Source organism: Streptomyces sp. PA03-1a, from assembly GCF_033792805.1.
Lineage (GTDB): Bacteria > Actinomycetota > Actinomycetes > Streptomycetales > Streptomycetaceae > Actinacidiphila.
The window spans coordinates 20,494-33,712 of sequence record NZ_JARAVO010000091.1 but is presented as its reverse complement, the minus strand read 5'-3'; the positions used below and the strand labels follow the sequence as shown (position 1 = coordinate 33,712).

Here is a 13,219-nt window from a genome sequence, read left to right as displayed (position 1 = left end):
AACGACGACCCCAAGCCCTTCGTCTGGACGAAAACCGCAGACGAAATCTTCGAACGCCTCGCCGGATATCTGAACCGAATCAACGACTCAGGACACTAGTCCAGACGCTTGACCAGGGCCCGGTACTCGTCCCACAGCTCCTTCGGCGTGTGGTCGCCGAAGGTCTCCAGGTGGGACGGGATGAGGGAGGCCTCGTGCCGCCAGGTGTCGACGTCGACCGAGAGCAGCAGGTCGAGGTCCGCCTGGGAGATGTCCAGGCCGCTGGTGTCGAGGGAGCCCTCGGCCGGCAGGACGCCGATCGGGGTCTCGACGCCCTCGGCCTGGCCGTTGAGGCGCTCGACGATCCACTTCAGCACGCGGCTGTTCTCGCCGAAGCCCGGCCACACGAACCGGCCGTCCGCGTCCTTGCGGAACCAGTTCACGTAGTAGATCTTCGGGAGCTTGCCGGCCTCGTGCTTCTGGCCGAGCTTGACCCAGTGGCCGAAGTAGTCGCCCATGTTGTAACCGCAGAACGGGAGCATCGCGAACGGGTCGCGGCGCAGCTCGCCGACCTTGCCCTCGGCGGCGGCGGTCTTCTCGGAGGCGACGTTGGCACCGAGGAAGACACCGTGCTGCCAGTCGAAGGACTCGGTGACCAGCGGTACGGCCGAGGCACGGCGGCCGCCGAAGAGGATCGCCGAGATCGGCACGCCCTTGGGGTCCTCCCACTCGGGCGCGATGGTCGGGCACTGGCTGGCCGGGACGGTGAAGCGGGCGTTGGGGTGGGCGGCCGGGGTCCCGGACTCCGGCGTCCAGGAGTTGCCCTTCCAGTCCGTGAGGTGGGCCGGGAGCTCCTCGGTCATGCCCTCCCACCAGACGTCGTTGTCGTCGGTGAGGGCGACGTTGGTGAAGACCGAGTTGCCCCACAGGGTCTTCATCGCGTTGGCGTTGGTGTGCTCGCCGGTGCCCGGCGCGACGCCGAAGAAGCCCGCCTCGGGGTTGATCGCGTAGAGGCGGCCGTCCTCGCCGAAGCGCATCCAGGCGATGTCGTCGCCGATGGTCTCCACGGTCCAGCCGGGGATGGTCGGCTCCAGCATGGCGAGGTTGGTCTTGCCGCAGGCGCTCGGGAAGGCGGCGGCCACGTACTTGGCCTCGCCCCGCGGCGGCGTGAGCTTGAGGACGAGCATGTGCTCGGCCAGCCAGCCCTCGTCCCGTGCCATGACCGAGGCTATGCGCAGGGCGTAGCACTTCTTGCCGAGCAGGGCGTTGCCGCCGTAGCCGGAGCCGTAGGACCAGATCTCACGGCTCTCGGGGAAGTGCGAGATGTACTTGGTGGAGTTGCACGGCCACGGGACGTCCTCCTGGCCGGGCTCCAGCGGGGCGCCGACGGAGTGCACGGCCTTGACGAAGAAGCCGTCCTCGCCGAGCTCGTCCAGCACGTCCTGGCCCATGCGCGTCATGGTCCGCATGGCGGTGGCGACGTACGCGGAGTCGGTGATCTCCACGCCGATCGCGGACAGCTCAGAGCCGAGCGGGCCCATGCAGAACGGGACGACGTACATGGTGCGGCCGCGCATGGCGCCGCGGAAAAGACCCTGCCCCCCTGTGAAGATCTCCCGCATCTCGGCGGGGGCCTTCCAGTGGTTGGTCGGGCCGGCGTCCTGCTCCCGCTCGGAGCAGATGAAGGTGCGGTCCTCCACACGAGCGACGTCGGTCGGGTCGGAGGCGGCGTAGTACGAGTTGGGGCGCTTGATCGGGTCGAGCTTCTTGAAGGTGCCCTTCGAGACGAGCTCGTCCGCGAGGCGCTGGTACTCCTCCTCGGAGCCGTCGCACCACACGATCTCGTCCGGCTGGGTCAGCTCGGCGATCTCGCCGACCCATGCGATCAGGTCCTGGTGATTGGTGGGAGCCGCATTGACGCGCGCCACGATCGCTCCGTTCCGCCCGGTGTGCACTCACCTGGCGTCAGATTCCGAGGGTGTGTTGTCGGCCCCTTGGGGGCTGCGACCCGGATGCTGCTGTCGTGGGATGCTCATCCGGTGCCGTCCGCACTCATATGAGTATCAGGACAGGAAACGCGATCTGTCCAGGGCGCGTGGGGTGAGCATCGCCACTCCCAACGTCCGGCGACACCCCGTACTACGGATCGGTAACCTACGCAACCGTAGGTAGCATTGCTTTCATGAGCTCCGTGGACGAGACTCCCGTTGTGCCCGCCGCCCTTGAAGAACTCGCATCCGCTGCCGCCCCCTTGAAGCCCAAGCTGAGGGGGTGGCTCCATGCCGGGATGTTCCCCGCAGCCCTTGTCGCCGGGGTCGCCCTGACCGCCTTCGCCGAGAGCACCCGCGGGCGGATCGCCTGCGCCGTCTTCACGCTCACCGCCTGCGCGCTGTTCGGCGTGAGCGCGCTCTACCACCGCGGCGACTGGGGCCCCCGGGCCTCGGCGGTGCTGCGCCGGCTGGACCACGCGAACATCTTCCTGATCATCGCGGGGACCTACACACCCTTCACGCTCCTGCTGCTGCCGGACGGCAAGCAGGAGGTCCTGCTCTGGCTCGTCTGGGCCGGGGCCCTGGCGGGCATCGCGTTCCGGGTCTTCTGGGTGGGCGCGCCGCGCTGGCTCTACACGCCCTGCTACATCGCGCTCGGCTGGGCGGCGGTCTTCTTCCTGCCCGACTTCATGCGGAAGGGCGGCATCGCGGTGCTCGTCCTGATCGTCGTGGGCGGCCTGCTGTACAGCGTCGGAGCGGTGATCTACGGAACGAAGCGGCCCAACCCCTCGCCCCGCTTCTTCGGCTTCCACGAGGTCTTCCACTCGTTCACGCTGGCCGCGTTCATCGTGCACTACGTCGGCATCTCGCTGGTGGCCTACAACCACGCCTAGGCCCCGCGCCCGCCGAACGCCGAGGCCCCGACGCGAACGCCCCCCACCCGCCTGCGGGTGGGGGGCGTCCGGCGTCCCGGGGCGACCGTCAGACCCTGCGGCGCCAGCGGTCGGGGATCCAGCGGGTCAGCAGGCGATTGGCGGGCTCCTCGACGAAACGGTGGAGGGCCCAGGACATCGCGAACACGACGACGGCCATGCCGATCATGCTGAAGAGCGCCGAGTTCTCGTCCGGGATCCTGCCCCACCTGTAGGTCGAGAACCGGCTCACCGCGTGGTGCAGGAGGTAGAAGCTGTACGACCACATGCCCAGCGAGATCAGCAGCGGGTTGTGGAGCACGCTGCGGTGCCCCGCGATGTCCCGCTGGACGAACGCGACCATGATCAGGACGGCGAGCACGGCGATGACCGGGCGCAGCGTGTAGTCCAGCTGCGCGTCGTACCCGCTCGACAGGTGCGCACGCAGCTGCACGTAGGCGTAGACGTAGGCGAGCAGCAGCGCCACGGGCACGAAGGGCCGCAACGGGATCCGCCACCCGCGGCGGATCAGCAGGGCCATCGTCATGCCCAGCAGGAACTCGGGCAGGTACACCACCGGGTGCCGCATGATCCAGCGCGCCATGGGCCCGTCCAGCGTCGCGGAGGCCCACCAGTCCACCGCCCACATCCCGACCAGGCCGGCGACCGTCACGGCGACCAGCAGGGGCGTGCGCAGCCGGACGACGACGCGGGCGAGCAGCGGGAACAGGGCGTAGAAAAGGACCTCGACGCCCAGGGTCCAGGTCACCGGATTGCCGGGCAGCGTGGGCGTGGCGTGCGGGAACCAGTTCTGGACGAAGAAGAGCGAGGCGATGACGTACTTCCAGTCGATGGGCACGTGTGCCTTGACGTAGAAGACGTAGACCGCCGGCACGGCGGCGACCAGGGCCGCCGGCCAGATGCGCGCCACACGCCGCCAGTAGAACGCGACCGGATGCTCCTGCGGCTTGAACACCCAGGTCAGCAGGAAGCCCGAGAGGACGAAGAAGAAGGTCACGCCGTGGGCGCCCATCTCCGAGTACGGGAAGATCGCGGGGGCACGTCCGTAGCCCGTCGCGCCGCCCAGCCCCGTGAAGTGGTGCGCGAACACGGCGAAGGCGGCGAAGAACCGCAGACTCGTCAGCGAGTCGAGCCGTGACGGAAGTACGGATGCGCGCGGCGCGGACGACGTGGGTTTCGCTTCCCGGTCGCTCCGGGAGGCATCTACGACTGGCACTTGATCTTCTCTGATTCTTCCGAAGGACACCCTGGCGTCACCGGGCACAAGGGTCGCATTTTCCTATCACCCCGGCGGGCCGTGTCAAGGCGACGCCGGGCTTCCGCACGTCTGGGGTGACAGTTACTCTTTTTTGAGAGTCACTGTCATTTGACGGTGGCTTTCGGATGCTGCCTCGTGCCCGCAGGAGGAGACCCCATGGCGACGACGGCCGATCCACGGCGCTGGTGGGCCCTGGGGGCCCTGGTGGCGAGCATGCTCGTGCTCGGCTTCGACATGACGATCCTCAACGTCGCACTGCCGACCATGGCCGCGGAGCTGGGTGCGGACACAGGCGACCAGCAGTGGATCGTCGACGGCTACACGGTGGTCTTCGCCGCCGCCATGCTCCCCGGGGGCCTGCTGGGCGACCGCTGGGGACGGCGGCGGATGCTCGTCGCCGGGCTCGGGATCTTCCTCGCCGGTTCGGTGCTCGGCGCCCTGGTGGACAGTCCGGGACCGGTCGTCGCCGCCCGCACGGTGATGGGCCTGGGCGCGGCACTCGTCATGCCGCTGGCCCTGTCCGTCCTGCCCTCGCTGTTCGGGCCCGAGGAGCGCTCCAGGGCGGTCGGCGCGGTCACCGCCGCCATGGCGCTGGGGTTGCCGCTCGGGCCGATCATCGGCGGCACCCTGCTCGACCACTTCTGGTGGGGCTCGGTCTTCGTGGTCAACATCCCGCTCGTCGTCCTCGGCATCGCCGCCTGCCTGTTCCTGCTGCCCGAGACCAGCGACCCCGCCACGCCCCGCGTCGACCCGCCCAGCACCGTCCTCGCGGTGGCCGGGCTCGGCGCGCTGGTCTTCGGCATCATCGAGGGGCCGCGCCGGGGATGGGGCGACCCGCTGGTGCTGCTGACGCTGTCCTCGTCCGTCGCGCTGCTGACCGGGCTGGTGCTCCGCGGACGCCGGCTGGAGCGGCCCATGCTCGACCTCGGTCTGCTGCGGCAGCGGGGCTTCCTGTGGAACGCGGTCGCCGCGACGCTGGTGACCTTCATCCTCACCGGTCTGCTCTTCGTCCTGCCGCAGTACCTGCAGGCCGTGCTCGGCAACGACGCCCTCGGCACCGGCCTACGGCTGCTGCCGATGATGGGTGGCCTGCTCGTCGCCGCCCGGGGCAGCGCTCCGCTGGTCGCGCGGTTCGGGCCGCGGCCGGTCGTCACGGCGGGGCTGCTCCTGCTCACCGCGGCCGCGGCGCTCGGCAGCCGCACGGACGTCCACGACGGCTACGGGGCGACCGCGCTGTGGCTGTCCGTCACCGGTTTCGCCTTCGGCTTCGCGATGATCCCCGCCATGGACGCGGCACTGGGCGCGCTGCCCGGCGACCGCGCGGGCAGCGGCTCAGGACTCCTGATGACCCTGCGGCAGACCGGCGGCGCCATCGGTGTCGCCCTCCTGGGCAGCCTGCTGGCGGGCGCCTACACCGACCGTCTCGCCACCACGGGCCTGCCCGCGGCGGCGGCCGACGCCGCCTCGGGTTCCGTGGGGGCCGCGCACGCGGTCGCGGCCGCCCTCGGCGACCCGGCGCTCGCCGCCTCGGCGGACGCGGCGTACGTGCACGGGATGGACCTCGCCCTGCTGGCCTGCGCCGCCGCCTCGCTCGTGGCGGCCGTGCTGACCGCGCTCCTCCTCCCCGACGTCCGCACCGGCCAGGAGGTGCCCGGCACCGCGCGGATGGCCCCGCCCGCCGTCGATGCACGACAATGACGAACGTGACCGTACCGACCAGACCGAGCCTGCGCGAACGCAAGAAGATCCGGACCCGGCGGGCCATCCGCCGCGCGGCCTACCGGCTCTTCGAGGCGCAGGGGTACGACGGCACCACCGTCGAGCAGATCGCGGCCACGGCCGAGGTCTCGGCCAGCACGGTCTTCCGGTACTTCCCCTCCAAGGAGGACATCGTCCTCTCCGACGAGTACGACCCCGTCATGGTGGCCGAACTGCGCGCCCGCCCGGCGCATGAGCCCATCGTCGCCTCGCTGCGGCACGCCCTGCTGGGGCCGCTGCGCGAGATGCTCGCCGACGAGGGCGAGTTCGAGGAGATGCGGCAGCGGCTGCGGCTGGTGCGCTCGGTGCCCGCCATCCGCGCCCGCATGGGCGAGAACATCCAGGAGTCCAGCCGCCTGCTGGCCTCCGTCACCGCCGAGCGCCTCGGGCGCCCCGCGGACGACTTCGAGATCCGGGTCGTCGTCGCGGCGCTGATCGGGGCCTGGTCCGAGGCCGTCTTCCACTGGCTCGACTCGGACGGCACCGCCGACCTCGCCGCCGTCCTCGACCGCTCGCTGGACCTCCTCGCGGCCAACCTCTGCCGCTGACGATCGGGATGCCCCTCAACGTCGGTCCGCACAAGGCCGGTTCACCGACCGGCCCTGCGCGCGAGGGAGGTGCCGGCGGACGCCGCGCGGCCGCACGACGCGGAGCGCCTCAGCGGGCGCCCAGTTGCTCCGCCAGGGCCTGCGGGTCCGCGGTCGGCGCCGCGCACACGAAGTGCCGGCAGACGTAGGCCGCGGGGCGGCCGTCGAGCAGCGGGCGGTCGGCCAGGAGGGCGTACTCGTCCGTGGCGGGCTCCCCCACCGCGACCACCGCGCCCGGGGCGGTGCCCAGCAGCGCGGTGCGGTGCAGCGCCGCCGTGCCGGCGTCGCCCGCGGGGCCGACCACGGCGACCTCGCGCGGGCCGTCGAGCGCCGCCTCGGCGACCGCCAGCCCCCAGCCGATGAACCGCGGCACCCGTCCGGCGAGGGCGCCCACGACGCCCAGCGCCCGTTCGGCGGCCTCGCGGTGGCGGGACGAGCCGGTGTACGCGGCGTACGACAGCAGCGCGCCGGCCGCGGCCGTCCAGCCCGAGGGGGCGGCGTTGTCGGTCGGGTCCTGCGGGCGGCGGATCAGCGTCTCGGCGTCGTCGGCGGTGTCGTAGAGCGTGCCGTCCTCCCCGGTGAAGTGCCGCAGCACGGAGTCGAGCAGGAGCCCGGCGAGGTCCAGCCACACGCCCTCGCCGGTCACCGCGGCGAGCGCGAGGAAGCCCTCCGCGACGTCGGCGTAGTCCTCCAGCACGCCGGCGTTGCCGCCCACCGTGCCGTCCCGCGAGGTCCGGGCGAGCCGGCCGCGGGCGTCCATGTGGACCCGCACCAGCAGGTCCGCGGCCTCGACGGCGGCCGCGACCAGGTCCGGGCGCTCGAAGTACGCGCCGGTCTCGGCGAGCGCGGCGACCGCCAGCCCGTTCCAGGCGGCGACGACCTTGTCGTCGCGGCCTGGGCGGGGCCGTCCCTCCCGCGCGGTGAACAGCCGCCGGCGCACCGATGCGATCCGCCCGGCGTCCACGAAGCCGCCGTCGGCGGGGAGTTGGAGCACGGACGCGCCCTCCTCGAAGGTGCCGTCCTCCGTGACGCCGAAGTACTCGGCGGCCAGCGCCGCGTCCTCCTTGCCGAGGGCCTCCTCCAGCTCCGCCGGCGTCCAGACGTAGAACGCGCCCTCGCCGTGGCCGCCGCCCGGCTTGTCGCTGTCCGCGTCGAGCGCGGAGGCGAACCCGCCCTCGTGGGTGCGCAGCTCCCGGACGAGGAAGTCCGCGGTCTCCAGGGCGACCCGGCGGGCCAGGTCGGAGCCGGTGGCGCGCCACAGGTGGGCGTAGAGCCGGCAGAGCAGGGCGTTGTCGTAGAGCATCTTCTCGAAGTGCGGCACGACCCACTTGCGGTCCACGGAGTAGCGCGCGAAGCCGCCGCCGAGCTGGTCGTAGATGCCGCCGCGGGCCATCGCTTCACAGGTGTCCCGCGCCATCTGCAGGGCGCCCTCGGAGCCGGTGCGGGCGTGGTGCCGCAGCAGGAACTCCAGGGCCATCGACGGCGGGAACTTCGGCGCGCCGCCGAACCCGCCGTACGAGGGGTCGTAGTCCCGGGTGAGCCCCAGCAGTGCCGCCGCGAGCTGCTCCTCCCCAGGGGCGGCCGTCCCGCCGAGGGTGAGCGAACGTCCGCCCAGGTCCTTCACGATGCTCGCCGCGACCGCCCCGACCTCCTCGCGCCGCTCGCGCCAGGCGGCCTCCACGCCCTCCAGCACCTGCCGGAACGAGGGCATGCCGTGCCGCGGGGCGGGCGGGAAGTAGGTGCCGAAGTAGAACGGCTCGCCCCCGGGCGTCAGGAAGACCGTCATCGGCCAGCCGCCCTGCCCGGTCGCCGCCTGCACGGCCTCCATGTAGACGGCGTCAACGTCGGGGCGTTCCTCGCGGTCGACCTTCACCGGCACGAAGTGCTCGTTGAGGTACGCGGCGGTCGCCTCGTCCTCGAACGACTCCCTGGCCATGACGTGGCACCAGTGGCAGCTGCTGTACCCCACGCTGAGCAGCACCGGCACCCCGCGGTCCCGGGCCTCCGCGAAGGCCCCCTCGCCCCACGGCCACCAGTGCACCGGGTTGTCGGCGTGCTGCAGCAGGTACGGGGACGTGGAACCGCTCAGTCGATTGACCATGCCCCCAGCCTCACACATCGCGCCGCCCGGCGTCCCGTCCCCGCGCGGCGAGCCCGGTTGCCCGCGGCAACGGACGTTGTCCGCAGCCGTTCGTGCTGATGGAATCGACCGGCGGACGGTGCTGCGAGAGGGGCCGACATGCTGGAGACGGTGGGTCTCACGGCCGCCGAGGCCGAGGTGTACCGGCTGCTGCTCGTCACCGAGTCGGCGTCCGCAGAGGAGATCTGCGGACGTACCGACCTCGGCCCCCCGGCGGTCGTACGGCTGCTGCTCGCGCTGGAGGCCAAGGGACTGGCGTACGCGCTGGAGGAGAGCCCCGGCGCGTACGCGGTCATCCCGCCGGAGGTCGCCCTGGTACCCCGGCTGCAGCGCCACGCGGAGGCACTGGAGCAGGACCGGGCGGTGGTGCTCGGGCTGGTGGAGACCTACCGCCGCAGCGCGCGCTCCTGGGGAGCGGGGGAGGCGATCGAGGTCATCAGCGGCGCGGCGGCGCTGCGGCAGCGTCTGCGGCAGCTCCAGGACGGCGTCCGCCACGAGATGCTGTGGTTCTGCAAGGCCCGCCACGTGGCGATGCCCGCGGGGAGCAACCGCGAGGAGTACGACGCGCTGGGCCGGGGCGTGCTGTACCGGGTCCTGTACGAGCAGGCCTACTTCGACGACCCCGGTGCGGTGGACAACGTCGTCAAGGGGGTGCGCGCCGGCGAGGTCGCCCGGGCGGTGCCCAGGCTGCCCCTGCGAATGGCGGTGGCCGACCGGTCGCTGGCCGTCCTGCCGCTGTCCTCCGCCGGTACGCCGGCCGGTCCGCGGGAGCTCAAGACGGCGCTGGTGCGCGAGAGCAGCCTGCTGGAGGCGCTGATCGACCTGTTCCAGCACTACTGGGAGGTCGGCGCACCGCTGCGGGTGACCGAGGAGGGGCAGATCGGCGGTGCGGGCCCGGAGGATCCGGCGGCGCCGGTCGCGGAGGACCGGCACCTGCTCTCCCTGATGGTCGCCGGCATGACCGACGAGGCGATCGCCGGGCAGTTGCGCGTGAGCAAGCGCACCGTCCAGCGGCGCATCCAGGGGCTGATGAGCCTCGCGGGCGTCGCCACCCGCATGCAACTGGGCTGGCACGCGGCCCGCCGCAACTGGCTCTGAGCCGACGGCGGTACGGGGCCCGCCGGACGGATCCGGCGGGCCCTGCCGTGCCGTTCGGCGGCTACTTGAGCAGGTAGGCCTTGATCACGGTCTGCTTGAAGGAGTTGCCCGCCGCGTCCTTGACGTAGGTGCGGAGGCTGACCGAACCGCCCGAGGAGCGGCGCGGGTGGTCCACGGTCACGGTGCGCTTCGTCCCGGAGCCCTTGACCTTGGCGGTGTGCCAGGTCCTGCCCTCGTCGTAGGAGACCTCGACGGTGAAGGTGCGGACGGGCGACTCGGCGGCACCGACCGGACGCTGGACCAGGGCCGGGATGTCGAAGCGGCGTCCGGCCTCGGCCCGGTTCCACTCGTCCAGCCGGGGCGACATGAGCACGGCCATCATCGGCAGTGCCTGCCGGGTCGCCGTCGTCTGCGACCGGAACCGCCACTCGGACTTCAGGCGCGTGGAGATGGTGCTGGGGACGAGGTCGCGCTCCTGCGCGAACGTCGCGACGTAGTCGGCGGGGGTGACGTCGGCCGGCACCGTGGCGAACCCGCGGTTGGTCGAGACGACTTCACCGTTGCGTCGCAGCTCCCACTCGGGCCGGCTGCTGGACGTCGTCCCGGCCACCACGTCGAGGTTCCCGTTGGCGGCGTCCTGGATCGCGAACGTCATGGCGTCGCCCTCACGGGAGGTGATCATCACCTCGGGCGAGAAGCCCGAGCCCTGGACGCCCTGGTTCCAGCGCTCCTCGAAGCTTCCGGCCTTGTAGCTGTGCAGGCGGCTGAGGAAGCTCTGCCCGTGGGCGTCCGGCCTGGTGAAGAAGTTCTGCTCGAAGACGCTCTGCCAGCGCAGGTCCTCGGACGGCGAGAAGTAGTCCACCCGCCGGTTCGGGAGCGGGAGTCCGTCCATCCCGTGGACCCAGCGGAGCTTGCCGAGGGTCAGCCACACACTGCGGTACGCGGTGGTGTCCGGCGCGGTGGCGGCGAGGGTGCTGTTCACCGTGGCCAGCTGCGACGCACGGGGGCGGTAGCCGGGATCGGCCGGGATCGCCCCGCGCACCGGCCGGGTGAGGTAGTAGACCGAGGAGGGGTTCCCGTCGGCGCCCGCGGGATCGACCCAGATGGTGCTGACCAGGTAGGTGAACGCCGAGTCCTCGGACGTCGCCGTCGGGACGGCGTACACGTTCGTGATGCGGTCGCCGCCGATCGCGTCGTTCACGGGGACGGAGAACAGGTTGCCGTCCAGGGCGATGGTGCCGACCTCGGCGTACGTGATGCGGGCCGAGCGGCTCGGGGCCGAGACCGTGACGGGCTTGGCCCTCCGGGCGTCGATGGCGACGTCCCGGTCGGCGCTCATCACGACCTCCGGCGCGCCCACCACGGTGGCCTCGGTGTACTCCGCGTCGAAGAGGAAGCCGTTCACGGAGTAGGTCCTGCCGTCGCGCGGCACCCTCAGCTCGGTGCCGGACGTGCCGTGCAGCTCCACCTCGCGGACCTCGCCGTCGGCCGCGGTGACGAGCAGGTAGGCGTGGGCGGGGGCCTTGCCCGCGCGGTCCTTCACGGTGAGGCGGAGGCTGTGCGAGGGCTGCTCGACGTCCATGCCGACCGGGACGCGCACCGAGACGGCCCGGTCGGCGGTGGCCGCGATGACCGCGCCGCTGTACGCCGCGTACGTCGTGGCGGTCTCCGGGGTCGCGGTGACGGTGACGTCGGCGGTGCCGTGGGCGGGCACGGTGACCTGGTCGGCGCCGAGCCGGAACAGGCCCTGCGGCGCGGGCGTGCCCGCGCCGTGGGAGACGTTGAGCGACAGGCCGAGGGTGACCGGCGCGCTGCCCGGGTTGCGGTAGGTGATCGTCTTCTTCACCGGCGGCCGCGGGCCGTCGGTCCAGCGGATCTGCCCGAAGTCCACTGCGGTGGTCCCGGCGGTGACCTGCTGGCCGACCGCGCGGGCGACGTCGACCCGGCCCGCGCCCTGGAAGTAGGCGCCGCGCTCCTTGCCGGCCGCCGTCGACTGCATCAGCTGGCGCTTGACCTGCTCGGGCGTCCAGTCGGGGTGCTGCTGGAAGAGGATGGCGGCGGCACCGGCGACGTGCGGGGTCGCCATCGAGGTGCCGTCCATCGCGGTGTAGCCGTCCTCGGCGGTCGTTCCGCCCGCGCGGGCGGCGACGACGCCGACGCCGGGGGCGACGAGGTCGGGCTTGAGGCCGAAGTCGCCCACCCGCGGGCCGATCGAGCTGAAGTGGGCGAGCTCGTCGTCGAGGTCGGTGGCGCCGACGGCGAGCGCGCGGTCGGCGGAGGCGGGGGAACCGACCTTGCCGGGACCGCTGTTGCCGGCCGCGGCCACGACCAGGACGCCGTGGTCACGGGTGACGCTCTCGACCATGGCCTCGAGGGCGTCGGTCTCCGGGGTGTCGGTGTCGCCCAGGCTGAGGCTGATCACCTTGGCGCCGCGCTCGGCGGCCCAGGCCATGCCTTCGAGGACGTCGGAGTCGTCGCAGGAGCCGCCCGCGTTGCAGACCTTGCCCGACAGGATCCGCGCACCGGGCGCGACACCCTTGAACCGGCCGCCGGAGGCCGCGCCGGAACCGGCGACGGTCGAGGTGACGTGGGTGCCGTGGCCGTTCAGGTCCTCGGTGCCGGCCTCGGTGGTGAAGTTGGCGGACTCCTCGATGAGGCCCCCCAGGTCCGGGTGGTTCGGGTCGTACCCGGTGTCGAGCACCGCGACCTTGACGCCGTCGCCCCGGTAACCCTTCGCCCAGGCCTGGGGTGCCCCGATGTGCGGCACCGTCCGGTCGAGCTGGACCTTGGAGCGGCCGTCGAGCCAGACCCGGCGGATGCCCGCGCCGAAGGACGTGGCGCCCGCCTCGGCGGGGGCGATGTCCTTCCAGAACTCCGCGGCACCCGCACGGTCCTGGCCGAGGGTCGCGAAGGAGGTCCCGGCGATGGTGCGGACCCCGTCGGCACCGGCCGCGGTGAGGCGGCGTCCGGCGGTGCCCGCGTCACCCGCGTACTCGACGATGAGCGGCAGCCTCGACCGCTCGGCGTACTTCCCCCTGGCCAGGGCCGAGACGTTGAACAGCGCCTTGTCGAGGCGGTCAGCCGCGAGCAGGGGCAGCGCGTCGGCGGGTATGACCGACCAGTCGCCGCCGTTCTGGCGCTTGACGAAGGTGATGTGCTCCCGGCCCGCGGCCGGTTGGACCGAGACGCTCTGCCCGCCCGACGGGGCCGTCTCCAGCGTGACGCGGTCGCCGGTGATCAGGGTGACCTGGTGGCGGGAGGATCCGGTGGACCCGGCCGCCTCGCCCTGCACGGCCGCGTCGGCCCGCTCGGTGCCCTGGGCGGCGCCGGGGGTGGCGGTCAGACCCGCCAGCAGCGCGGCGAGGGCAGCGGCCGCCACATACTGCGGCCGAGGGGTTCCGGCCCTCGGTCGCCACCTGTAGTTCATCTGTCTCATGGGGCGACAGCGTGGCCCCGCCACCGGCGGCGGTCAGCAC

At 72.3% G+C, this 13,219-nt stretch carries 8 protein-coding genes; 4 read left to right on the top strand and 4 right to left on the bottom strand.

Going from position 1 to position 13,219, the window contains the following annotated elements:
- Positions 1–95: 95 nt before the first annotated feature.
- Positions 96–1,907 (bottom strand): phosphoenolpyruvate carboxykinase (GTP), encoded by a 1,812-nt coding sequence (locus PV341_RS21375; RefSeq protein ID WP_500326769.1) that lies wholly within the window; start codon positions 1,905–1,907, stop codon positions 96–98.
- Between the two features lie 254 nt (positions 1,908–2,161).
- Here PV341_RS21375 and trhA point away from each other — a divergent pair, with 254 nt between their 5' ends.
- On the top strand, positions 2,162–2,863 hold the full coding sequence (trhA, locus tag PV341_RS21370) for a PAQR family membrane homeostasis protein TrhA (RefSeq protein ID WP_499513678.1): 702 nt from the start codon (positions 2,162–2,164) through the stop codon (positions 2,861–2,863).
- Positions 2,864–2,951: 88 nt separating this feature from the next.
- On the opposite strand, the gene PV341_RS21365 is transcribed toward trhA, so the two are convergent.
- The gene (locus PV341_RS21365) at positions 2,952–4,118 is read right to left on the bottom strand and encodes an acyltransferase family protein (RefSeq protein ID WP_500326767.1); all 1,167 of its coding nucleotides are present in this window, start codon (positions 4,116–4,118) and stop codon (positions 2,952–2,954) included.
- Positions 4,119–4,316: 198 nt separating this feature from the next.
- On the opposite strand from PV341_RS21365, the gene PV341_RS21360 reads away from it, so the two are divergent.
- Together PV341_RS21360 and PV341_RS21355 are read left to right on the top strand one after the other, a co-directional pair.
- Positions 4,317–5,858 carry an MFS transporter gene (locus PV341_RS21360; RefSeq protein WP_500358717.1) on the top strand — a complete coding sequence of 514 codons (1,542 nt, stop codon included), beginning with the start codon at positions 4,317–4,319 and terminating at the stop codon, positions 5,856–5,858.
- Positions 5,855–6,466, top strand: a complete 612-nt coding sequence (locus PV341_RS21355; RefSeq protein WP_500326763.1) for an acyl-CoA-like ligand-binding transcription factor — start codon at positions 5,855–5,857, stop codon at positions 6,464–6,466. The genes PV341_RS21360 and PV341_RS21355 overlap by 4 nt, the downstream gene beginning before the upstream one ends.
- A gap of 109 nt (positions 6,467–6,575) precedes the next feature.
- On the opposite strand, the gene PV341_RS21350 is transcribed toward PV341_RS21355, so the two are convergent.
- Positions 6,576–8,606, bottom strand: coding sequence for a thioredoxin domain-containing protein (locus PV341_RS21350; RefSeq protein WP_500326761.1), 2,031 nt, complete (start codon positions 8,604–8,606; stop codon positions 6,576–6,578).
- A 138-nt stretch (positions 8,607–8,744) separates the two neighbouring features.
- Between PV341_RS21350 and PV341_RS21345 the strand changes: the two genes are divergently transcribed.
- Complete coding sequence (locus PV341_RS21345) at positions 8,745–9,743, top strand: helix-turn-helix domain-containing protein (RefSeq protein ID WP_500326759.1); 999 nt, start codon at positions 8,745–8,747, stop codon at positions 9,741–9,743.
- Between the two features lie 61 nt (positions 9,744–9,804).
- Here the strand turns inward: PV341_RS21345 and PV341_RS21340 are convergent, their stop codons facing one another.
- Positions 9,805–13,122: a S8 family serine peptidase gene (locus tag PV341_RS21340; RefSeq protein ID WP_500358716.1), complete on the bottom strand. Its 3,318-nt coding sequence runs from the start codon at positions 13,120–13,122 to the stop codon at positions 9,805–9,807.
- Between the last annotated feature and the right edge of the window lie 97 nt (positions 13,123–13,219).